The following is a 24481-nucleotide window of genomic DNA, read 5'->3' as shown; positions in this document are numbered from 1 at the left end:
CTATCCGCTACACCCGAGCGAAGCGAACTGACGAAGTAATCTCTAGCCTCGTTTGGTCACGAGTCTAGAGGATTTTCACTGCTATCGGGGCTAAAGAGCCACAACATTCTTTCTTGCCTTCAATTTTATTTTGAACTATTTTACGATAGTCATTTCATCAATAATATTTTGAGCTCCAGCATATTTATCAATAATCCAAAGCACAAAACGAATATCTAAATTGATGGTTCTTTGTAATTTTTTATCAAAAATAACATCACCAGCCATAGCTTCAATGTTACCATCAAAAGCAACACCAATCAATTCTCCTTTTCCGTTCAATACTGGTGAACCTGAGTTTCCACCTGTAATATCATTATCTGTCAAGAAATTTACTGGCATGTATCCTGCTTTGTCAGCATACTGACCAAAATCATTGGCTTTGTTCAACTCTAACAAACGTGAAGGCAAATCAAATTCTGCATCACCTGCTTTGTATTTGTTTACCATTCCAGCCATGGTAGTATAATTGTTTACTTTCGCATCATTACGTTTATCAGCAGGCAACGCCTTAACTTTTCCGTAAGTCAAACGCAAAGTAGAATTCGCATCTGGATACTGAATCGTATTCAATTTTGATTCTCTCAAACCTTCAACCAATTTGCGGAAAGCAATAGCAAAATCATCATCAGCTTTGGCTTGTTCCGGAGATTTTGCTCTGATTTTGGTCACCAAATCGCTAGAAATAACATACAAAGGATCGTTTGTAATCGTTTCGGCTTTAGGATCTTTCAAGAATGCCACTACAGCTTCTTTTGAACTAAAAATACTAGAAGTCACTGCTTTATTTACGTCATTTGTGAAATCACCATTGTTAGTAGCTTTCATTTCAGCCACTTTTGGAGCTAATCCATATTCAGCCGCTTTAGCAGCATATAAATTCAATTGTGCAGTTAACACTTCTTTTTCTAAAGGAGCGTATAAACTTTCGTAAGCGCCATCAATAGCTGCGGTTAATCTTGGCAATATTTCAGCTCTTTTCGCTTCATTTTCTTTAGCATAAGCGATTAAACCATTTCCTAAACTAGCAGGCAAAGCGCCGTAGGCAGCAGTACGTAACAATTGTGTCAAGTAATTATCGTGACGTGCTTTTAAGTTAGTTTGAGCGTAATAGTTATTGATAGTACTAATTACATTACCGTATTTTGATTTATTCTCTGCTTTGTTAGCCCAAGCATTAAATTTAGCTTCTTCTTTAGTTTTAGTTTGAGCTGTTTTAGCTTTGGTCAAAGCATCAATCATTCCTTGACGGTTTTTCCAATAGTTAGCTGTAGAAGCATATTTAGAAGCATATTGTAAGTTTACAGTCTCGTTTTGAGTCATGTATTTCTTCATGTTGTCCATTCCTGTTTTGGCACCTTCAACCCATGCAGGATAAGCAAATTTTACGTTTTGCTCGATTCCATTAGCTGGCATCCATCTGTTGGTACGACCAGGATACCCTAAAATCATTGCATAATCGTTCTCTTGCACACCCTTTAAACTTATTGGCAAGTAATGTTTTGGTTGCAATGGCACATTCTCAGGAGAATATTCTGCTGGATTTCCATCTTTATCTGCATACACTCTAAACATAGAAAAATCGGCAGTGTGACGTGGCCATTCCCAGTTGTCTGTGTCTCCACCAAATTTTCCTAAACTCTCTGTAGGAGTTCCTACCAAACGAACATCTTTATAATCTTGGTACACAAAATAGTAGTACTCATTTCCTTGAAAAAAAGGACGAACAGAAACAGTGTATTTCCCTCCTTCATTGTTTTCTTTCTCGATCAAAGCAATTTCTTGTTGAATGGCTTTGTTGCGCTCAGTTTCGGTCATTTTATCATTTACTTTTGATAAAATACGTTTAGAAACATCATCCATACGTACAAAGAAACGAACGAACAACGACTTTGGTTTTAGCTCTTGACTTTTGTCTTTTGCCCAAAAACCATTTTTCAAATAGTTATTTTGTTCTGAAGAAAGTTCTGCAATAGCGTCGTATCCACAGTGATGATTCGTTAGAACCAAACCTTGTTTAGAAACGATTTCGGCAGTACATCCTCCGTTGAATTGTACAATAGCATCTTTCAAACTATGGTTATTGATGCTGTAAATTTCTTCGGCAGTTAGTTGTAAGCCCATTTTTTCCATATCTCTATGGTTCAATCTTTCGATAAACATCAAAAACCACATTCCCTCATCTGCTTTTACTGGAAAAGCCATCAGGCACATAGTCAAGAATAATACAATTTTTTTCATAGGTGTAAATGTTATTTTAGTGCTGCGAATATAAATCATTTTAGCATTTTATTTTAATAAATGCTCTTAAAATCCTATTTTAACTCAAAGATATTAACTTCCTTTTATGAATTATATAAAACAAAAAAAGGTATCCTTTTACAAGAACACCTATTTTTTAGATTTTAAAACGAATTATTCGTTCAACATTTTCCATAACTTGTCTTTCAATTCGGTCAAACCTTGTTGGGCAACCGATGAAATAAACATATAAGGAACATCTTTGAAAGCTACGTCTAATTCTGCTTTTAATTCTGCTTTTAATTCATCATCGAGCATATCAATTTTTGAAATGACCAATAAACGTTCTTTATCTAACATTTCTGGATTGTATTTGGTCAATTCATTAACCAAAATCTCATATTCCGCTTTGATATCTGGCGTATCTACTGGAACCAAGAACAACAGCGTAGAATTTCTTTCAATATGACGTAAGAAATAATGTCCTAACCCTTTTCCTTCAGCAGCACCTTCAATAATTCCAGGAATATCAGCAATTACAAACGACTGATAATCACGATACGCTACAATTCCTAAATTAGGTTTTAAAGTCGTAAACGGATAATCGGCAATTTTTGGTTTTGCAGAAGTCAATACCGATAGCAAAGTCGATTTTCCAGCATTTGGGAAACCTACTAAACCAACATCAGCCAAAACTTTCAGCTCTAGAATCACATCCATTTCAACGCCAGGCAAACCAGGTTGTGCATACCTTGGCGTTTGATTGGTTGAACTTCTAAAATGCCAGTTACCTAAACCACCTTTACCACCTCGAGAAAGAACTTGTTTCTCACCATCTTCAGTAATTTCAAATAGTGTTTCACCCGTTTCTTTGTCTTTTACAACAGTTCCTAATGGCACCTCGATAAATTTATCTTCACCATCTGCCCCCGTACTTCTATCTCCTCCTCCATCACCTCCGTGACCTGCTTTGATGTGTCGAGCAAACTTCAAATGAAACAATGTCCAAAGTGCCTTATTACCAACTAAATAAACGTGTCCTCCTCGACCTCCATCACCACCATCTGGGCCACCATATTGGATGAATTTTTCTCTATGCAAGTGCGTAGATCCTTTTCCTCCCTTACCGGAAGAAACAAATATTTTTACATAATCTACAAAGTTACCTTCTGTCATAATTTCTTTTACTTTTCAAAAAATCTAAAAAAAAAATACCTGACAGCCACTGGCTGTCCTCCTTTTAATTTCAAATCTTCTGTAATTTTTTCTTGTTTAAATGTTTAAAAGCTTAAAAGTTTAAATTTGTTCTGAGAACCAACAACATTAAACATTTAAGGCTTTCACCATTACTTTATCTATCTTAACCCCATCCATATCAATGACTTCTAGCTCAAACTTTTGCCAAATCAATTTTTCTCCTTGTTTTGGAATACGAGACAATTCAGTCATTATCAAACCACTCACTGTGGTCACTTCATAATCATTAATTAGTTCATCTAACTCAAAAAAGGTCAAGAAATCGTGTAATGAATAATGTCCATCGACCAACCAAGAGCCATCTTCTCTTTCTATTAGTTGAAAATCATCTTTATAAAACTCGGCAGCATCACCTACTAAAGCTTCTAAAATATCATTTAACGTAATTACCCCCTGAAAATCGCCATACTCATCGGATACAAAAGCATAATGAATACCTGTTTTTTTGAAATTCTCTAAAGCCGTGTAAGCGGTAGTTTGTTCCATAATAAAAGGCGCTTCGGTCATAATATCCGCCAAATTGAAGTTATCATTTTCAAAATTAGAGAATATGTTTTTTAAGTTAACCACACCTACTATGTCGTCAAAATTCTCGCCATAAACTGGATAAATAGAATGCAACTCTTTCAACATTAACTGCCTTACTTGTTCTTTGTTGGCATTAAATGGCAAGAAAACCACAGACTTACGGTGCGTCATTAAAGAATTGACTTTTCGGTCACCAATATGGAAAACGCGCTCTACGATATCTTGTTCAATTTCTTGTACTTCGCCTCCTTCTGTCCCTTCTTTAATAATGGCTTTGATTTCTTCCTCGGTTACTTTACCATCTGCTGTTGGTTTGATTTGCAAAAGGTCTAAAATAGCATCAGTAGAAGATGTAAGTAACCATATAAATGGAGCCGTGATTATCGAAATAAATTTCATTGGCATCGCTACAGTCTTTGCAATAGACTCTGGGTGGTTGAGACCAATTCGTTTGGGCAACAACTCCCCTAGTACTAAAGAGAAAAAGGTAAGAACGACCACCACAATTCCTACTGCAATGGAGTGGGCATAAGGTTGAAAAATTTCAAATCCTTGTATAAAAAGCTCTACATCTTTGGTGATTTTATCTCCAGAATAAATACCTGTCAAAATACCAATTAAGGTGATTCCTATTTGTACGGTTGACAAAAACTTATTAGGAGAATTGGCTAAATCTAAAGCCGTTTTTGCACTTTTATTTCCTTTTTTTGCAGCTGTTTCTAATCTATTTTTCCTTGCTGAAATCAATGCGATTTCTGACATAGAGAAAACGCCATTTAAGAGTATTAGAAAAAAGATAATCAGTATTTCCAATTTTATGTTTGTTAGTTAAACTTCTTTTTAGCCCAGATGGAAGAGAAAAGCCCGGACTCTTGTGGTTTAGTTTTTGTTAGTAGCGCTAAGCGACTAAAAGAAGCTTGGGCGATGCTTTACAAAAACAAATCACAAGAGGAGGACTTGTAACGTACAGCTGGAAATGCTCCTACAAATTATCGATAACTTGTGTCAATCTTTCGGTAATTTCTTGAATACTTCCTATACCATCTACAGCGTGAAATTTGTTTTGCGCCTTGTAATAATCCATCAAAGGAGCAGTTTTCTCATTGTATTCTTGGTAACGGTTTCTGATTTTTTCTTCGTCTTGGTCGTCTACTCTGCCGCTCGTTTTTCCTCTTTCAAGCAAACGTGCCACTAGTACTTCGTCATCAGCTTCTAGTGCAACAGTAGCAGTAACTTGGCTTCCGATAGTTGGCAAAAAGGCATCTAATGCTTCGGCTTGAGAAATGGTTCTTGGGTAGCCATCGAACAAAATTCCTTTGGCATCCAAATGCTTGTTTACTTCGTCAATCAACATTTTGGTAGTTAATTCATCTGGAACCAAATCGCCCGCATCCATGTAAACGCGTGCTTGTTTTCCTAATTCCGTATCGTTTTTTAAATTAAAACGAAAGACATCTCCGGTCGAGATATGAACTAATTGGTATTTTTCTTTAAGGAATTCTGCTTGTGTTCCTTTTCCTGCACCTGGTTTCCCAAATAAAACTATGTTGATCATTTTTTTAAAAAAATTTATAAACAGTACCCTTAAAAAAAGGGACTTCTAAGGTTGTGAATTTATGTTTTTGTTTATTCGCTTAACTGATATACTTCTGGTAAATTACGTCCGATTCCGTCATAATCTAAACCATAGCCAACTATGAATTTATTAGGAATACGAATTCCAATATAATCAATTTTGACATCTTTTTTATAAGCATCTGGCTTAAAGAAAAGAGTAGCAATTTTGAGATGTTTAACATTTTGACTTTTAAATAGTTCTTTAAGCTCGACCAAAGTATTTCCGGTATCGACGATATCTTCAATAATGATCACAGAACGTCCCGTAAGATCTTGATTTAACCCAATTAATTGCTTTACGTTTTCGGTAGTAGCCACACCTTCATAAGAAGACATTTTTACGAAAGTTACTTCGCACGAACTAGTGTATTTTTTAACTAAATCAGCAACTACCATAAAAGAACCGTTCAATACTCCTACAAAAACAGGAGTTTCATCGGCAAAATCATCTTGAATTTGTTTCACTAGTTTTGTAATAGCAAAATCTATTTCGCTAGCCGAAATAAACGGAACAAATTGTTTATCGTGAAGTTGTATCATTATTTTTAGGTTTAAAATAATGCACAAAGATACAGAATTCGGATTTGACAATTCACAATTGATTTTAAATTTGTATTTTTAAATTAAAACCCTCCAAAATGAGCACTGAACTGTTGTCACATCTAGATTATGTAAGTGGTTATCGAGACAAAAGAGTGCTGGCGGCACAATTTGTTTTGAGCTATCCCGCTCATTTTGAAGCATTACTACACCTTTGCTTTGCTACAGAAGATGAAAAATCATACAAAACCTGTTGGGTTTTGGAACAAGTAGCTTATAGTCAACTAGAATGGCTGCAACCAAATTTAGATTTCTTTTGTTCGCATTTAAATCAACTCAACAATGAAAGCGCGATTCGTCCAGTCGCCAAAGTATTGCAGTTTTTGGTTGAAAATCATTTTAAAAAGAAAACAATAAAACTAAGTCCAAATCAAATAGAGCAAATAACGGAATGCTGCTTTGATTGGCTGATTTCCGATACTAAAGTAGCGGCCAAATGCTATTGTATCCGCACGCTATTTGTCCTAGGAAAATCGAATGATTGGATTTATCCTGAATTACAAATCATCATCGAAAAAGACTATCCCGCTCAATCCGCTGCCTACAAGGCCGTTTCGAGGGAGATATTGAGGAAAATAAAATAGCATTTTCGGTTTCAATCATTATAAGTATCTTTGCCGTTTACAAACACACAACCATGAATTATTTTTCTTCTGATTTTAAACTAGGCATATTAGGTGGCGGACAATTAGGCAAGATGCTGTTGTTTGACACTCGAAAATTCGACATACAAACCTATGTACTAGACCCTAGCGACGAAGCACCTTGCAAAATCGCTTGTAACCAATTCTTCAAAGGCGATTTGATGGATTTTGATACAGTGTACAACTTTGGAAAACAAGTCGATGTTCTGACTTTCGAAATCGAATTGGTAAATCTAGAAGCCTTAGAAAAATTAGAAAATGAAGGCAAAAAAGTTTATCCATCACCTAAAACCTTGCGTTTGATTCAAAACAAAGGCGTGCAAAAAGATTTTTACACACAACATAATATCCCTACCGCTCCTTACACGCGATTTGAAAATCTTGATGCTTTACAATTAGCTGTAACATCGAGCGCAGTTGAATTGCCTTTTGTCTGGAAATGTACGGAATTTGGTTACGACGGAAACGGCGTAAAAGTAGTCCGAAAAGCTTCAGATTTAGATTTGTTACCCAATGTAGAATGCATTGCCGAAACGATGATTCCATTCAAAAACGAATTGGCCGTTATCGTTTGCCGCAATCCATCAGGCGAAATCAAAACCTATCCTGTAGTCGAAATGGAGTTTCACCCTGAAGCCAATCAGGTAGAATATGTAATTTGTCCCGCCAGAATCGATGAAAAAGTAGCCGAAAAAGCTAGAGCTATTGCGCTAAATGTTTCGCAACAATTCAACCACGTAGGTCTTTTGGCAGTTGAAATGTTTCAAACAGAAGACGACGAAATCCTAGTAAATGAAGTGGCGCCTCGCCCTCACAATTCAGGTCATTACAGCATTGAAGCGAGTTATACTTCACAATTTGAAAATCATCTGCGTGCCATTTTGGATTTACCTTTAGGCAATACCGATAGTAAAGTGGCTGGAATTATGGTTAATTTGGTAGGTGCCGAAGAGCATTCAGGAGATGTAGTTTACGAAAACATCGAAACGATTTTAGGTTGGAACGGTGTTACGCCTCACATATACGGTAAAAAACAAACCCGTCCTTTTAGAAAAATGGGACACGTGACCATTGCGAATGAAAATATGGCCGAGGCAAGAAGAATTGCTGAGGAAGTAAAGAATACGATAAGAGTGATTTCTAAATAATTAAAAGATGGAATAATTTAAAGATAAATAATTGGTAAAACCATAAAGTTCTATCTTTCCAAAATCTTTAAATCATTTAATTTTTGAATCTTTAAATATAAAATAATGAGCAAAGTAGCAGTAATAATGGGCAGTATATCTGATATGCCTGTAATGCAAGACGCCATCGATATCCTAAACGGATTTGATATAGCAGTAGAAGTCGATATTGTTTCGGCACACAGAACACCAGAAAAGTTATTTGATTTTAGCCAAAACGCTCACAAACGTGGTGTTTCGGTGATTATTGCAGGAGCTGGTGGAGCCGCGCATTTGCCAGGAATGGTGGCTTCGATGTCGCCGCTTCCAGTGATTGGTGTTCCTGTAAAATCAAGCAATTCTATTGATGGTTGGGATTCGGTATTGTCGATTTTACAAATGCCAGGTGGTGTACCTGTTGCCACTGTGGCCTTAAACGGTGCTAAAAACGCTGGAATATTGGCTGCTCAAATCATCGGTAGTGCTGATAAATGCGTTTTAGATAAAATTATCCTTTACAAAGAAGGATTGAAAGACGCTGTAAACAAAGCGGCTGAAGGATTGAAAAAATAAATAACTGACTAACAAATCGGCTATTTTAAATTACTAATCAATAAAAGTACGGACAGATTCCGCAATTATAAATATTAATTATAAAAAAAGTACGGACAGGTCGCGACCTGTCCCTTCGGTAAAATATGGAAATTTTAACCTGTACCTTCAACACGAAATACAATACCGCACCCTTTTCTCAGATAAAATTGGAGGATTATAAACCTGCATTTATCGAGAATATCGCTGCGGCAAAAGCGGAAATTGATACCATCATCAACAATCCAGCAGCTCCGACCTTCGAAAATACTATTGAGGCCTTGGATTTTTCTGGAAATGCTTTGGACCGTTTATCTTCTATTTTTTTTAATTTGAATTCGGCAGAAACTTGCGATGAGATGCAAAAAATCGCCCAAGAAGTTTCGCCTTTGTTGACCGAATTCAGCAATGATATTACCTTAAACGAAGCCTTATTCCAAAGAATAAAATCGGTTTACGAGCAAAAAGACACCTTGAATTTATCGCCCGAACAAGCAACATTGTTAGACAAGAAATTCAAAAGTTTTTCTCGAAATGGCGCCTTGCTTTCGGAAGAAGACAAACTAAAATTACGTGAAATTGATACGGAATTGGCTAAACTCAAACTGACTTTCAGTGAAAATGTTTTAGCCGAAACCAACAACTACCAATTGCATTTAACTAATGAAGCCGATTTGAAAGGTTTACCAGAAGGTGCCATCGAAGCAGCTAGTGCATTGGCCAAAAGCAAAGATTTGGAGGGTTGGATTTTTACTTTGGATTTCCCAAGTTACATTCCGTTTGTGACCTATGCCGACAATCGTGAATTGCGTGCAGCAATCGCCATCGCTGCTGGTAAAAAAGCCTTTCAAAATAACGAATTCGACAATCAAGCCATTGCGTTGAAAATTGCTAAGTTACGCTTCGAAAGAGCTAATCTATTAGGATATGAAACGCATTCTCATTTTGTCTTGGAAGAAAGAATGGCGCAACATCCCGACAAAGTCAAATCTTTTTTGAATGATTTGTTCACCAAAGCCAAACCAGCTGCTGAAAAAGAGTTTGCTGAATTATCGGCTTTCGCTAAAGATTTAGACGGCATTGAACAATTAGAAAAATGGGATGGCGCTTATTATGCCGAAAAATTGAAGCAAAAATTATTCAATTTGGATGACGAAAAGCTAAAACCTTATTTTCAATTAGAAAACGTTTTGAACGGCACGTTTACTATTGCCAACAAATTATTTGGATTGACTTTTACTGAGATTTTCGACATCGATAAATACCACGAAGAAGTAACTACGTATGAAGTAAAAGATGAGTTTGGAGAACTTGTGGCTATTTTCTACGCCGATTTTTTCCCAAGAAAAGGCAAACGAAACGGTGCTTGGATGACTTCTTTCAAATCGCAATACATCAAAGACGGTGTTAACGAAAGACCACACATTTCTAATGTTTGTAATTTCACCAAACCAACCGCTACCAAACCTTCATTATTAACTTTTAATGAAGTAACGACTTTATTCCACGAATTTGGTCACGGATTACACGGTATGTTGGCCAACACTATTTATCCAAGTTTGTCAGGAACCTCAGTGTACTGGGATTTTGTAGAATTACCAAGTCAGGTAATGGAAAACTGGTGCTACGAACCAGAAGCATTAGCATTATTCGCTAAACATTATGAAACGGGCGAGATTATTCCACAAGAATATGTCGACAAAATAAAAGAAAGCGCTAGTTTCCAAGAAGGGATGGCCACGCTTCGCCAATTGAGTTTTGGTATTTTAGATATGGCCTTTCATAGTAACAATCCAAACGCAATTACTGACATTAAAGAATTTGAAAAAACAGCTTTTGAAGGCACTTCCTTATATCCAGATGTAGCCGAAAACTGTATGTCGGTTTCTTTCTCCCATATTTTTGCAGGCGGTTATTCGTCTGGATATTATAGCTACAAATGGGCAGAAGTGCTCGATGCCGATGCTTTTGCCTATTTTCAAGAAAAAGGCATTTTCAATAAAGAAGTGGCGACAAAATTCAAAGACAACGTACTTTCAAAAGGCGGTACCGAATTACCAATGGAACTTTACAAACGCTTTAGAGGGCAAGAACCAAAGGCGGATGCGCTTTTGAAAAGAGCGGGGTTATTGTAAAAGATTACAGATATTAGAATTTAGAATTCAAAGAAAATTCCGAAGTAGCAGTGCTTCGGAATTTTTTATTTCAAATAAACTAAAATTCAATTCTTTCCGTATTTTCAGGTTTGACTGGTGGAATTTTCCATTCAATATCAAAAAAATCTGCTGGATATATTTTCTCACCCTTAACTCGACCATTTCTCAACAACTTAAGTTTTAAAAAATCTTTACCCTTTTCAATAACTTGAATTGTTTGTATCGTAGTGATTTCAAAAAAACAATGTACCCACCAAGGTTTCAAAGCAAAACAATAACTTTTTTGATTTCTAATAATACTAGGATACAACAAACCATCAGTTTGTATTAAACTTTTTTTTCTGTGTGTTCCATCAGTCATAAAAATTTGAGATACTGCAACACTCAATTTATACTTATATAATTCATTGTCATCAACATCTTGATGAAATAATTTGTCTAAAAAATTTTCAATTTCATATTGACTTTCATCTAAAATATAGCCATCAAATAAATTTTGAAGATTAGGAATTTTAACTAAATAAGTTTTACCTATTGGATTGATTCTAAATTGAGGAACAGAGTCAGTATAAAAGTTACTAAAATTAGCAATGGTAATATAATCTCCCACTTCAGGCTTAACTTCAAGAACAGCAGTTATAAAATCACCTGAACAATAAAACATACTCTCCCCATCATTATTACACCTCCCTAATTTTGCAAATTCAATCGGTGGATTCCAAAATTCTTTTTCATTTATAAATTCGAACAAAGTTCCATCCACAAAATTACCTTTAACATTGTTATGCTTCCTTGCTCGATAAAAACCATTGAATGTAAAAGTTGTAAAAATATCAGTCGTATATCTCTTGTCTAACATTATTTGACTAATCTCTTCTTTCAAAGTTGATATATCTTTCTGTTTACTATCTATAATTAATTTTTCAAAGTCCATAATCTACTATTTCAAAAACTCCCTAAAATTATCTACTGTAATAATCTCAAAACTTCCTTTGTAGTTGTCCGAAAAAGTTTTGGGTAATTTCACTTTTTTGGCTTTCCATTTGAATTCATAGGCATTCACATCATCAGCAACCGTTTCGACATAATCGATTTCTTGCTGTTGTGTGGTTCGCCAGAAATATGGCTTTGCTATGCTGTTTTGATAACTCAATACTTTCATACGTTCTGAAATAAGGAAATTTTCCCAAAGAGCACCTTTATCTTGTCGGAATTCTAAAAAATTAAAATTTCCTATCAGCATATTCCGAACACCATTGTCGTAGAAATAGATTTTTCGATTAGCTTTTATTTCATTTCGAACATTACGGCTGAAACTATTTAATTTAAAAATCACAAAACTCTTTTCGAGCAAATCGATATAACTGCTTACCGTATTTTTATCAACACCAACTAACTGGGCAAGTTCATTATAACTCACTTCACTCCCAATTTGAAGCGCCAAAGCTTGAAGAATCTTCTCTAATACCTCGGATTTTCGAATGCCTGTCAAAGCCAAAATATCTTTGTACAAATAACTTGAAACCAAGTTCTTTAGAATTTCATATTCGTTTCCAAAATTATTAATTACGTCTGGATACATACCATATAACAATCGGAGTTCGAGTTGTTGTTTTGCTTTCATATAGCCCACATTATTCTCAAATTCGGCCCAAGAAACTGGAAACATTTGAAACTCAAATTTCCTACCTGTAAGCGGTTCTTGGGTCAAATTATGAATATCCAACACTGAAGAACCACTCACTATAACTTGGACATCCTTGATTTGATCTACAATGATTTTTAGTTTCAAACCAATATTCGGAATGCGTTGTACTTCATCGATAAAAACATATTTGTAGTCGCCAATTATACTTTTTAGCGTTTCGGTATTGGCATTAGCCAAAGTATCCATTATCACCGAGTCGTCTCCGTCCAAAAACAAATACGAAATACCTTTTAACAACTCATTGAGCAAGGTTGTTTTTCCCACTTGCCTAGGACCAACCAGAACAATAGCTTTGCCTTTATTTAACCTATCTCGAATTCTATCTAATAAACTCCTAGTTATCATTACATTAATTTTAATCAAATGTAATAAAATAATTAATTATTCACCAATTATTATACTTTTAGGATACTGTATTCACCAATTATTATATTATTTAGTGAACATACTCACCAAATATTATCTTTTAGAAATAAATAATTGCAACATCAACCCAAAAATCAGCAAAACAAAATAAAACTCCAGAATAATTGAAAAGCACAAGTTAAGAATCAAAACAAAGTGACAATGGAAATTTCGGTTTTTTTATTTTCTAAAATATTTCTTATTTTTTTGTAACAATTAATAAGTGTTTCCGTATAATTAGAGATTTTATACCATAACGACATTCTAAAATAACACACAGCTGTTGTAACTTCAAAAAGGGATTTCAATTTTCTTATATAATTTGAATTCAGAAACTAAAAAAAGAAATTACAGTATTTTTCTATAGTCATTATCTATAAAATTCAAACATAGTAGTAATCAAAAAAATATTTCATAATGACTGCAATTCTAGATTTTTGGTGGGTATTTTTACTAGTTTTATCCATCGTTCTTTACAAATTTGTTTTAAGAGTTTTCTTTGGAATGGTTATCGTTCCTGAGGACAAAATTGGATTAGTAACCAAAAAATTCGTGCTGTTTGGTGCGGACAAATCATTACCTGACGGAAGAATTATAGCCACTAAAGGCGAAGCAGGGTTTCAAGCCCAAACGCTCGCTCCGGGTCTATATTGGGGAATGTGGATTTGGCAATTTTCAGTAGATATGACCCCATTTACTATTATTCCTGAAGGAAAAATTGGATTAGTGTTGAGTAAAGATGGTAAAGAAATCCCAACGGGACGCATCCTTGCAAGAAAAGTAGACAGTGACAACTATCAAGACGCCACTGCTTTCTTAACTAACGGTGGACAAAAAGGAAGGCAATCCGCTTTTATAACCACTGGATCTTATCGTATAAATACCTTTTTGTTCGAAATTGTAATTGCCGAACAAATAAAGATTTTTGAAAATATGGTTGGAATTGTAACCGCCCTAGATGGTGATCCAATTCCGCAAGGACAAATTGCAGGTAAATATGTAGATGGCCACAATAACTTTCAAGATTTTGACTATTTCCTAGAGCATGGTGGAAATCGTGGCTTGCAACCTCAAGTAATGTTGGCAGGTTCTTACTATATCAATACTTGGGCAATTCAAATAGAACAAAACCCAATGACAGATGTCCCAATTGGTTATGTAGGAGTTGTGATTTCCTATATCGGCGAAGACGGAAAAGATGTTACAGGAGACACTTTCAAACACGGTAATATTGTATCAAAAGGACAACGTGGTGTTTGGATGGAACCGTTTGGTCCAGGTAAATATGCTTTGAATAAATACACAACAAAACTTGAGCCTGTTCCAACAACAAACCTAGTCTTAAACTGGGCAAATGCTAGAAGTGAATCACACGACCTTGACAAAAATCTATCAACAATTACCGTTCGTTCAAAAGATGGTTTCCCTTTTAATTTGGATGTAGCGCAAATTATTCACGTTCCCGCTAACGAAGCACCAAAAGTTATTGCTCGTTTTGGTAGTATGACCAACTTAGTGTCGCAAGTTTTGGAACCAACTATAGGTAACTATTTTAGAAACTCAGCGCAAGACAGCGATGTAATTTCATTCTTAAGTACTCGTAAAGAGCGTCAAGAATCAGCTAAAAACCATATCAAAGCAGTATTGGATGAATACAACGTAAATGCAGTTGATACTTTAATTGGTGATATCGTTCCTCCGGATTCTTTAATGAAAACGTTGACTGATAGAAAAATTGCGGAAGAGGAACAAAAAACCTATCAAACCCAAAGAATGGCGCAAGAACAACGTCAAGGTGTAGAAAAAGAAACTGCTATTGCAGATATGCAAAAAGAAATCGTAAAAGCCTCTCAAAGTGTTGAAATTGCTCAAAGAACGGCTGATGCGACTGTTAAAAAAGCAGAAGGAGATGCTACAAGTTTGAAACTTAACGTAAATGCAGAGGCAGAGGCAACTAAAATGCGTGCCAATGCAGAAGCCGAAGCTACTAAAGCAAGAGCTGGAGCACAAGCTGAAGCTACTAGATTAAATGCAAGCGCAGAAGCTGAAAAAATTTCTAAAACTGGTTTAGCTGAAGCTGAAAAAATCAAGGCTATTGGTCAATCTACAGCCGAAGCTTATCAATTACAGGTTTCAGCAATGGGCGGTGATAACTTCACTAAATACAAAATTACCGAGGAAATTGGAAAAGGAAATATCAAAGTAATTCCCGATGTCTTAATTTCAGGAACAAATGGTTCTGAAGGTGGAATCAGCGGATTACTAGGTATGAAACTAATGGAGATGATGGATGCCAAAACTGACAAACCAACTCCTAAGAAATAATTATTAATCGCTAAATTTTAGTCATAAAACTTCATTGTTTTGAAGCTCTATCTTAAAATCCGAAGCATGGCTTCGGATTTTTTATTTACCAAAAAAATAAGGCAGCTTTATTGTAACCTTAAAAAAAAAAAAAATCAATCTCTTAAATCTACAAGCAATGGTGTTTTTGCCGTATTAGGATCAGTATATAATTCATCTATAGGAACTAGTAGCACCTCTAATTGCATAAATTTTTCATTATAATGGAACAAGTGCTGTAATGCTTCTGTTGTTGTTTTTATAAAGTCGGGTTTATCCATTTCAACGACTTTTTGAACAATCAGTAATCGAATTACTTCTTGAACCTTTTCATTATAGGACAATTGCAACTGAAAGGCTTCTGCTTGTTGCGTAAAAAAGGCAATTTGATCCAAATTATAATGTTGTTCTCCAACAATAAATGATTTTGTTTCCCTAGATTTTAACTCTAAAAAAGAGTCTCCATCTATATCAATCCATCTACCTAAATCTCCGATAGCGTATCGAAAAACAGGAAATCTTTTGCGAAAAGTATTAGTGACCGCGATGGTTCCATATCCATTAACATCAGGATCTATAATCTCCACTACAATACCTTTTATAACGGAGAAAAAGGAAGGTCTTTTAGTGACATCCGACCATGCCCAAATTCCAGTCTCGGCAGAACCGTACATAGAATAAACTTGTTCGTAGCCTAATGTTTTTTTTAGAAGCTTTTGTAGGCTTGGTCTTAAAAATTCACCCGCATAAAACAAATTTTCAATTTCAAGTTGTATATTATTTTCCTCTAAAAATTTGGCAAAACACAATAGTTTAGAAGGTGTTCCCAGAATAAAATTCGGATTGAAATAGTTAGTAGCTTGTAGCATATCATCATAACTTGCATGAGCACTTAATGACAATGTTGTTGCATTACATTTTTCTAAAATGTCATCCATAATAGCTGCGGTTCGATACATATCAGAATAACCAAAAATATTTAGCGCAATTGTTTTAGAGGTAAAAAAATTTTTTTTAACTAACTCTTTTGCCATAGCAATTCGCTGATCTTGATTTTCTTGAATATCTACCGGAAAAACCAAAGGCTCCTGAGTACTTCCGCCCGACCGCACCAAATATACTCCCGTATTTTGATCGTGAAGTTTAAATTTGGTTTTTAAAATTGACATTAATTCTTCTTTACTCAACATGGGAGCATCAGGAGCTTTATAAATGTCTTTATAAAAGTCAATATATAGAGGGTTCTTTCGGGCAAATTCAAAATAATCTCGCAACACTAAATCATATTTTTTGGGAGCTAAATCAACTAAATGCATAGTTTATCGTTTTTTGTATTTCCTTTTTTTGAAATAGTAAAAGTTTTTAATTAAGACCAAGGCATGATGAATAACAAATAACCCTTTTTGCTGCCAAGTCGGCAATCGTTCCATAGCGTGTTCCAACCATCGCTGCGACAACATTCCCATGAGCTGTTGATCGTACCGATTGGAGCTCTTTTGATAGCGCTTTATCGAAACAGGAATTTCTACATCTCTCCAATTAGTATAACTAGTTCGAGACAAACTCCCTTCAACCTCTCTTACTTCAATGCATGCTTTATTTAGAAGTCCTACTCGAATGGGTTCTGTCATATTCTTCAAAACACGATACCAAAAATCAATTCCTTCATTTAACGAAACCCCTGTCTCATAACGAATCTCATTAAGATGTTTTCTACGTATAACAACGTTACTGCCAACCCCCATGATAAAATCTGGTGAACTAACAGTATGTAATATATTAGGTAGTAGATATAAATGATTCGAAAGATAATGCATTTCGCTTACAAAAGATTTAATAGCAGGCAAATAGTAGTTGGATGGATTCAATAAAATACCTAGAATAACTATATCCAAATCTCTCTCCTCCATAATACAACCTACTTCCCTTATACAAGTGGGAGTATAGCAATCGTCAGCATCTAAAAAACTTATAAGTTCCCCTGTAGCTCGTTGAATCCCTATATTCCTTGCATTTCCAGGACCAGTGTTTTCATCTAATTCAACAATTTGAATCGTAGTTTGTAAAAACTGTGGCGCAAAAAACGACAAAGCTTCTTTCAAACAAATTACACTTCGATCGTTACTACAATCATCTACAACAATAATTTGAGATGGTTTTTTTTCCTGAAAGGCTAACGAACGAATAGTATCATAGATATACTTTTCTTTGTTATAAAGAGGTATAACCACAGTATGCTTCATAATTATACTATTTCTCAAATAATGGATAAATCAATGCTCTTCCTTGATGTACATTTACAATCGATTCATCTGAACCACGAAACAAACCTGCTCCATACGTTTTATCATCTTTGCACAACAACATTCCCACCAAATGGATTCGACGATGGTTTTCGGTATCGATAAATTCTTTCTGATCTACAAAATGCTGAATTAAATAACTACTCCAATTCTCCCTTACAATAGTCTCCCAATCTTCAATAGTACAATGACTTTTGAGATATGCGCCTATGCCTCTACCGCCACTATTCAATTTTAAAATCAAATTTTGTTCACAATCAATAAAAGGATCACAACTAGTAGCATCGCTAATAATAAAACTCGGTATTAGATATTTTCGTAAAAAAGCATATTCTTCCTCATCCAAATAATCATTCATAATTTGCGCATCATACATTACTGCCAATACTCTTTTGTCATGAATTAAAATTAGGGTACGGATATCATTAAAATATGAATTTTGTTGGATTAACTTATCCAGAACATCTACCTTTATTTTTTTTAATTCTTCTCGATCCATTTCTAAAATAAAGTGCAAAATAGGTTCGCCATTTACACAAATGAAATCATTAAGAACAGTTAAATCCTGAGGTTTAACAGAAATTAATTGAATTTGAAACTTGGCTAATTCCTTTTGAAGAAGAAAAATTTCGGTTCCTTTTTCATCATCATGAACAAAAGCGACCTTCCCACTAGGAGCAAATTGATTCCGTAAATCATTAACTATGTTTTTTATACACTTAGGGGTAACCTTTTGTACTATTCCACTAGAATTAAGCCGATCATTTATCAATTTCAAATAATAGCTAATCATCCAGCCGTTTAAGGGATATCGTGCTCCAATCTCACAAATTTTTATTTGATCGTGGATATCATATAAAAAATCAGGGCGATAAAAACCCTGATCATATATTTCGCTATTACTTTTTCTTAAAATATTTTCAAGTTCTTCATCGAGCTGATAGTATTTACGAATTCTACTATCTTCAAAATAATTTAAAACAATTGCTCTACAAGTTTTGTTTAAAATGGCACACAATCGATTCATCTCTTGATAGTATTCTGAAGATAGCATCACTGAAGAATTAGCAAAAGAATGACTATTTAGTCCAGAATCATTTTGAAAATATTCAGAAAACAACTCGTTCCATTTTTTCTGTTTATCCGCTTGATTTTGCAGTAACTGAATTTTATGCATAATGAGTTGGGATTTCGTTTCTTTCTTAGTAATAGCCATAAGTACTATTAAATTAATAACTAAGTTCTTTTAGCTCCACTACATCTTCCATTACGGCAGATTTTTTATTTAAATAGTCTTTAATAATTGGCTCTAAATCATAAGATTCTATATCAATATTCATGGCCTGTGCATAATAAAAAACTGCACTAACCGCAAAAAAGAAATGATTTTTCTCTGTTGGTCCACAATGTACACTGATCCATGCCAATGTTTTTTCGCACGCTTCCTCTGAGTAATTATAATCATTAATCAACCATGATTTAAATTTTGGAAGTATGAACTCTACCTCACCATGAGTATAAATCTCATGAATCAATGTGGTCAATAAAGCAATCATTATATCTTTATTTCGCAAGGAATTTTGATCTTTCCATGCTTTGAAATCACAAGCACTTTGATTTAAATACTTGCGTGAAAGCCAATCATCATCAGTACAAATAGTTGTGGCCATGGTATAAAACATCTGAGAATGTAAAATTCGACCTACTACGGCTAAATCTTCATCTACAATTCTGTTTAAGCTTGTAATTGAAAGCAAAAGCGCTTTTTCGTCTACAATTGGTTGATTTTTATGCACCAGCATCGTCATTCGATTACTAATCCCTGCCACTGTCATCGCACTATTATTTGTTTGACTCCAACTATGAAAAAAACGTTGCAATCGTTCTTTATCCTGAACTTTAGACGTTAATTGATTGAAGCTTTTTTCAATTTTTGAAAATGATTCTTGTTGATTGGGCAAGAATTTTAATAATTGATCCTTTAAATAAGATGCTTCCATTCCTTGAAGAACCGGAAGAATGATTGAACTCAAATTTGTCATAACTATTTATGTTTAATGGTTAGCATTTTTAACTTAATCGTACTTTTTGTAAATCTTTCTTTAGTAAATAAATCAATAATTCTTTGTCGGAAAAGCGTTCATTTTTATTTATAGTAAACCTAGTTTTTAACAACCGTTCATTAATATAAAATGTCACAAATACATTAATTTTTGGCATAAAACGAAAAATCTTTGCTACGATAAATATCTAATAAAAAACAAAAGCACACCGGTTTTCGTGTGCATTTAAACTTCTTTTTCTTACAATATAACTTGAGTTTTTAATTTTGTTTTCACAAAACGTCTTTTAAGCCTATATACAAGTGCTTTTATCCAAATTTTTTTATGGTGATAGGTAAAGATTATTTTATGATTTATATCCTCTAAGTTTTTCATAGCATGTCCAAACCAACGTAAGCTTAGCATTCCAACCAATTGCAAATCAAATGGATCATCGCTTCTTTCATAACGTCTTACAGTTGGCGGAATATTTAGTTCTTTCCAATGCGTATACTTCTTTCTAGAGAGACTTCCTTGTACTTCTGTTACGCGAATATAACTTCCAGTTAATAGTCCAATACTCGTCGCTTTATTTTCAACTACTGATTTTAAAACTCTATACCAAAAATCAACACCTTCATTCAATAAAGACCCGACTTCATAACGATGTGAACCTATACATTTACGAGCGACAACAACATTACTCCCGCGTCCCATAAAAAAATAAGGGGAGCTAACCGCGAATAAAGGATGATGTAAACCAAACAACTCATTATTTATTGGAGTAAGATGTTGCTTTATTTTTTTTATTTGAGGTAACTCTGCGCCAGATGGATTCAATTTTATTCCGACTACTAAAAAGTTTATTTGTTCTTTGAACATATACTTCACAGCCGTTTCAATAAACTCTTTTTCATAGTAATCGTCTCCATCCAAAAAACTAATGAAATCTCCAGTTGCTATTTCTAATCCAATATTTCTAGCATTACCTGGCCCTGAGTTTTTTGTTAATGCAATAGTTTCAATTTTAGTAGTAGAAAAAGCTTCGTTATGCATTAAAAAACTATTTTTAGCGACCTCTAAGCTTGCGTCAGTACTAGCGTCATCTACTAGAATTATTTCATGAGGCTTTTTAGTTTGAAAAGCCAAAGAAGAAATTGTTTTTGCAATATATTTTTCTTTATTAAACAAAGGAATGACCACAGTATACCTCAACATAAACCTAAACCTTTTTTATAATTAAATGCTCAATAAATTCAAACAAGGTTCCTTTTTCAAATCAACAATAACATTGCATGAAATAGCAAATTACTTGTTTACTCTAATCCATTTTATTACCGTAAATTATGATTAAGCGATTTTGAACGATAATATTTTATTTTCCGAACAATATCAATATCTATTACATGATACTCTTCTAACCAATCGGTTTGATCGAAGTATACACAACGTGACTCTGCAATCACCACAATCGATTTGATCAATGAAATTTGATATAATTTGTTTAACAATTCACCATATTGAAAATCAAAAAGAGGATTGTAGAGATAGAAGATATTTCCATCAGAAACATCGGCTTTCAAAATATCGCCACAAATAACACTAGCATTTGCTATTTGCTCTTTTTGAATTATGGATGCGCAAACTTGATTTCGTTCAGGTAGGATTTCAATCCCTTTAAATTGTGCTTCAGGATATTTTAAAGCTCCAAACAAAATGATATTCCCATAACCCGAACCCAAATCATAAAAAACCGTTTCACTTGTTACCTGGATAGCATCAAAAATCACATCCAAAAAGCTAGAAGATCCATATCGAAAAGAATTAAGCCCATGTTGAATTGTAATTGCTGACAGGCTCAATGTATTTTCAATACTTTCAGAATAAGTATCAATTTCAGTTTGTAGTTGATTGAAAGCTCTCATTTATTTCATCATTAAAAGTTCTAATTTTTCTAACGAAACAATTGCTCTCTGTAACTTTTGGGCATATTCTTCGTTTACCTTTTGAATATCGGATTTACAAAAAGTACATATAACCTCTTCTTCATAAACATAATTATCACAACCATTACACATTTTAAGCGCCTTTGGGATTCTGGGTATTCTATCAGAATTAGACAAAACTGAGATCGGAGCGACATCGTTAGGTGATTGCACTTCTACTATTTCACCTTTTTCATTTTCTACTACAATTTCAAAAAGGCCTATGTCAAATGATAATCCAGGTGCTTCTTGTATTTTTCTTATACGTTCGTGTAGCCCCTTCTTTTTTAATTCTAACGCTCTATAATGGCAAAAAGGATTATTACCTCTTTTACCAAATAAAACGTGACTAGTCCAGGTACAGCCTGCCAAACAGGAGGATTCATAATAGCAACCTTTGCAACCTCCCCATAATTCTTCTTTATTTCGATATCGAGAAAAAACCATTTCTTCACTATATTTCCAGATATCTTCCAACTTCATATCTTTTACATTTCCACCAGTGTATTCGGTTGTAGGCAGTGATGGACAACCTTTGATCTTACCATCTGCTTCAATTCCAATTCCGGTATGTCCTGCTGAACATCCGGTATAATATTTTTCATTTCCTTGTCGCCAAATGTGTTCATACGGTCCAAAATAACCTATATTATTTCCTGCTTGAATTAAAACATTATTAGCTAAGGCTTTTCTGTAGATTACAATAAGTTTGTCATAAAAATCTATTAACTCGTAGGGCTGTACAATTAATTCTTCCGAATTATCTACGGCATTGCCCATGGCAACAGCCAATTGTATTTGCCAATTTTTCACCCCATTTTCGATTAATACATCCAAAAGTTCTTTCAATTCATTTTTGCTTCTTTTTGTAACAACTGTATTTACGCTAGAGGGTATATTGTGCTGCTTCAATAATTGCAAACAATTGATAACATGATCAAAAGAATCGCTTCTTCCTCTTATTTTATTATGTGTAGCTGGCAGTCCATCTAAGGAAACACCTATATTTCTAATTCCTGCTTTTTTTGCATCAATAATTCGTTGCTCTGTAAGATTATAGGCTCCAGATTGCATAGAACATTCCATACCGCTTTGATGAATTCTTTGAATAATATCTAACCAATCTTTTCTCAAAAAAGCTTCTCCACCTATAATAGTAATTTCTCTTGTTCCTAGACGTTTTAGACTATCAATAACATCAAAACATTGTTCTGTAGTCAATTCACCAGGTCTAACTTTACCGGCTCTTGAACCACAATGTGAGCATTTTAAATTACAAGCTAACGTTATTTCCCAAACTACATGAACGGGGGTAGCTGTTTTATAATCATCTCTTACTCTGTATCGTGTAGAAGTTTTTTCCATTTTTTTTTGCTATTTCAGTTCCGTAAATCACTAAAAAAGCGGTTTAAAAAGTAAAACTTAAAAAACCGCTCTCCAATTTTGATTACTTTTTTAGTGCGTCAATTGCATCAAGCAATTCTAACAATGCTGCACTTAAATCTTTTTGTTCTCTGACAGTTTGTTTAGCTTGTTCGGCTACTGCAATCATTTTTTCTAAATCATTTGAAACTATTGCCTCTCTGATTCCTGCTGCGTAAAGCATTACTACTCCCATGATACGTATATTTTATAGTTATTCCTACTCTTAAGGTTTTTCGGCTACACCCTTGTTTTGCTGTACAAGTCAGTAATTATTTAAAGTTTTTTTTTAAAGAATCAATTGCTTCTAATAATTCTAACAATGCAACATGCATATCTCCTTGTCCTTTTACAATTTGTTTTGTTTGTTCAGCTATGGCTTGCATTTTTTCCAAATCGTTTGAAGCAATAGCTTCTCGAATTGCGGCTCCATAAGGCATCATTATTCCCATGATTTACATTTTTAATTGTTAATGATTTTTTATTCACATTTTCTTATTCCTATCTAATACATTTTATAAAAAACAATCTAGTCTTTAGAATTTAAATTCCTGTAAAAAAAGTGCTGTTTCATTTGAGCTCAAACAAGTTAAATTACCCATGGTAAAGGTTTTGCCTTCTTTGTTCTTACCAGTAATCATAATGTTTTTCATTCCTACTCTTAATGTGCCGACACGTTTTCCTCCAACAACTTCTACTCCCATTTCATGAGGTGTTCCTGTCTTAGTAGCAATTACATTACCTGAGCCATTTTCAATCAGCATTAACTCTCCAATTGCTGGCGGTGAAAATAACTGACTCACCGTAATATCAGTTAGAGATCCCAAAGTAATGTAAGCTGGTAACATAGCAGCATCCATGTTAATTGTTTCAGAATCTTGTTGATTCATTCTAATAGTTCTACCAAACTGAGGCTGATTACTAGTATTAGTACAATACATCCACGGAGTAGTAAATGGTGCGCCATCTTCCGTCTCTCCCATTGCCACATAGCGTTGATGCATAACAAGTTGAGGGCTTTGATTTCCTGAATCTAAATCAAGATTGTAAAAAGCAGACATTATAAGTGTCCCAACAGCATAAGTCCCACTTGCTCCCTCAATAACAGGAAGAATCACCGGCCCAACACCTCCACCATTCCAATCAACATAAGGATATACACTCACGTTTTTAACTTTTACAGGTATAGCTTGCATAACAATTAGTTTTTATTCTTACTCATAAGGCTTTTCAGATTCCGCCTTCGTATATAACTGTACGAAACAGTTCGTTTATTTAACGTGGTTTTCTGCTCCACAATTTTGAATTAATTATCCTTTATAGGTTTCTCTAAATAAATTTTATAACTCACTAAAAACATGTTCGTTATTTTATAAAAAATGAATCATAAAAATTCCAAAAATAAGTAGTACGCCTCTTTAATTTCATTATTAA

General features: G+C 34.4%; 22 protein-coding genes. 5 read left to right on the top strand and 17 right to left on the bottom strand.

Features of this window, described 5'->3' with window-relative positions; genetic code table 11:
* Positions 1 to 135: 135 nt before the first annotated feature.
* The 5 genes from AO58_RS0109490 to hpt all read right to left on the bottom strand — a co-directional run bounded on the left by AO58_RS0109490 (position 136) and on the right by hpt (position 6222).
* Positions 136 to 2280: a S46 family peptidase gene (locus AO58_RS0109490; RefSeq protein ID WP_024981488.1), complete on the bottom strand. Its 2145-nt coding sequence runs from the start codon at positions 2278 to 2280 to the stop codon at positions 136 to 138.
* 174 nt (positions 2281 to 2454) lie between these two features.
* Entirely contained in the window at positions 2455 to 3456 is a 1002-nt protein-coding gene (gene obgE, locus AO58_RS0109485; protein ID WP_024981487.1) for a GTPase ObgE, read from the bottom strand.
* 147 nt (positions 3457 to 3603) lie between these two features.
* Complete coding sequence (locus AO58_RS0109480; RefSeq protein ID WP_024981486.1) at positions 3604 to 4827, bottom strand: hemolysin family protein; 1224 nt, start codon at positions 4825 to 4827, stop codon at positions 3604 to 3606.
* 220 nt (positions 4828 to 5047) lie between these two features.
* Positions 5048 to 5620 carry an adenylate kinase gene (locus AO58_RS0109470; RefSeq protein WP_024981485.1) on the bottom strand — a complete coding sequence of 191 codons (573 nt, stop codon included), beginning with the start codon at positions 5618 to 5620 and terminating at the stop codon, positions 5048 to 5050.
* Between the two features lie 71 nt (positions 5621 to 5691).
* On the bottom strand, positions 5692 to 6222 hold the full coding sequence (gene hpt / locus AO58_RS0109465; RefSeq protein ID WP_035717575.1) for a hypoxanthine phosphoribosyltransferase: 531 nt from the start codon (positions 6220 to 6222) through the stop codon (positions 5692 to 5694).
* Positions 6223 to 6320: 98 nt separating this feature from the next.
* Between hpt and AO58_RS0109460 the strand changes: the two genes are divergently transcribed.
* The 4 genes from AO58_RS0109460 to AO58_RS0109445 all read left to right on the top strand — a co-directional run bounded on the left by AO58_RS0109460 (position 6321) and on the right by AO58_RS0109445 (position 10818).
* Complete coding sequence (locus AO58_RS0109460) at positions 6321 to 6866, top strand: HEAT-like fold family protein (RefSeq protein WP_024981483.1); 546 nt, start codon at positions 6321 to 6323, stop codon at positions 6864 to 6866.
* A gap of 53 nt (positions 6867 to 6919) precedes the next feature.
* Positions 6920 to 8074, top strand: a complete 1155-nt coding sequence (locus AO58_RS0109455; protein ID WP_024981482.1) for a 5-(carboxyamino)imidazole ribonucleotide synthase — start codon at positions 6920 to 6922, stop codon at positions 8072 to 8074.
* Positions 8075 to 8179: 105 nt separating this feature from the next.
* Positions 8180 to 8665, top strand: a complete 486-nt coding sequence (gene purE / locus AO58_RS0109450) for a 5-(carboxyamino)imidazole ribonucleotide mutase (protein WP_024981481.1) — start codon at positions 8180 to 8182, stop codon at positions 8663 to 8665.
* Positions 8666 to 8790: 125 nt separating this feature from the next.
* On the top strand, positions 8791 to 10818 hold the full coding sequence (locus AO58_RS0109445; RefSeq protein ID WP_024981480.1) for a M3 family metallopeptidase: 2028 nt from the start codon (positions 8791 to 8793) through the stop codon (positions 10816 to 10818).
* Between the two features lie 79 nt (positions 10819 to 10897).
* Here the strand turns inward: AO58_RS0109445 and AO58_RS0109440 are convergent, their stop codons facing one another.
* Both AO58_RS0109440 and AO58_RS0109435 read right to left on the bottom strand, forming a co-directional pair.
* A complete protein-coding gene (locus tag AO58_RS0109440; protein ID WP_024981479.1) occupies positions 10898 to 11773 on the bottom strand; it encodes an RES domain-containing protein in 876 nt (291 codons plus the stop codon).
* A 6-nt stretch (positions 11774 to 11779) separates the two neighbouring features.
* Positions 11780 to 12892 (bottom strand): ATP-binding protein, encoded by a 1113-nt coding sequence (locus tag AO58_RS0109435; RefSeq protein ID WP_024981478.1) that lies wholly within the window; start codon positions 12890 to 12892, stop codon positions 11780 to 11782.
* Between the two features lie 477 nt (positions 12893 to 13369).
* On the opposite strand from AO58_RS0109435, the gene AO58_RS0109425 reads away from it, so the two are divergent.
* The gene (locus AO58_RS0109425; protein ID WP_024981477.1) at positions 13370 to 15277 is read left to right on the top strand and encodes an SPFH domain-containing protein; all 1908 of its coding nucleotides are present in this window, start codon (positions 13370 to 13372) and stop codon (positions 15275 to 15277) included.
* A 134-nt stretch (positions 15278 to 15411) separates the two neighbouring features.
* On the opposite strand, the gene AO58_RS0109420 is transcribed toward AO58_RS0109425, so the two are convergent.
* The 10 genes from AO58_RS0109420 to AO58_RS0109375 form a co-directional block, all read right to left on the bottom strand.
* Positions 15412 to 16611: a phenylacetate--CoA ligase family protein gene (locus AO58_RS0109420; RefSeq protein ID WP_024981476.1), complete on the bottom strand. Its 1200-nt coding sequence runs from the start codon at positions 16609 to 16611 to the stop codon at positions 15412 to 15414.
* Positions 16612 to 16614: 3 nt separating this feature from the next.
* Positions 16615 to 17538 carry a glycosyltransferase family 2 protein gene (locus AO58_RS17590; protein WP_024981475.1) on the bottom strand — a complete coding sequence of 308 codons (924 nt, stop codon included), beginning with the start codon at positions 17536 to 17538 and terminating at the stop codon, positions 16615 to 16617.
* Positions 17539 to 17545: 7 nt separating this feature from the next.
* Positions 17546 to 18814, bottom strand: coding sequence for a hypothetical protein (locus AO58_RS0109410; RefSeq protein WP_024981474.1), 1269 nt, complete (start codon positions 18812 to 18814; stop codon positions 17546 to 17548).
* A gap of 13 nt (positions 18815 to 18827) precedes the next feature.
* Positions 18828 to 19640: a hypothetical protein gene (locus AO58_RS0109405; protein ID WP_024981473.1), complete on the bottom strand. Its 813-nt coding sequence runs from the start codon at positions 19638 to 19640 to the stop codon at positions 18828 to 18830.
* 261 nt (positions 19641 to 19901) lie between these two features.
* Positions 19902 to 20858, bottom strand: a complete 957-nt coding sequence (locus tag AO58_RS17585) for a glycosyltransferase family 2 protein (RefSeq protein ID WP_024981472.1) — start codon at positions 20856 to 20858, stop codon at positions 19902 to 19904.
* Positions 20859 to 20974: 116 nt separating this feature from the next.
* A complete protein-coding gene (locus AO58_RS0109395; RefSeq protein WP_024981471.1) occupies positions 20975 to 21565 on the bottom strand; it encodes a class I SAM-dependent methyltransferase in 591 nt (196 codons plus the stop codon).
* Positions 21566 to 22990 (bottom strand): radical SAM/SPASM domain-containing protein, encoded by a 1425-nt coding sequence (locus tag AO58_RS0109390; RefSeq protein ID WP_024981470.1) that lies wholly within the window; start codon positions 22988 to 22990, stop codon positions 21566 to 21568.
* An 82-nt stretch (positions 22991 to 23072) separates the two neighbouring features.
* Positions 23073 to 23243 (bottom strand): DUF1843 domain-containing protein, encoded by a 171-nt coding sequence (locus AO58_RS17760; protein WP_074917529.1) that lies wholly within the window; start codon positions 23241 to 23243, stop codon positions 23073 to 23075.
* 76 nt (positions 23244 to 23319) lie between these two features.
* Positions 23320 to 23499, bottom strand: a complete 180-nt coding sequence (locus AO58_RS0109380) for a DUF1843 domain-containing protein (RefSeq protein WP_024981469.1) — start codon at positions 23497 to 23499, stop codon at positions 23320 to 23322.
* 84 nt (positions 23500 to 23583) lie between these two features.
* Positions 23584 to 24243, bottom strand: coding sequence for a hypothetical protein (locus AO58_RS0109375; protein ID WP_024981468.1), 660 nt, complete (start codon positions 24241 to 24243; stop codon positions 23584 to 23586).
* Between the last annotated feature and the right edge of the window lie 238 nt (positions 24244 to 24481).

The sequence above is a fragment of the Flavobacterium succinicans LMG 10402 genome, from assembly GCF_000611675.1.
Lineage (GTDB): Bacteria > Bacteroidota > Bacteroidia > Flavobacteriales > Flavobacteriaceae > Flavobacterium > Flavobacterium succinicans.
This window is presented reverse-complemented; position numbering and strand designations above follow the sequence as displayed.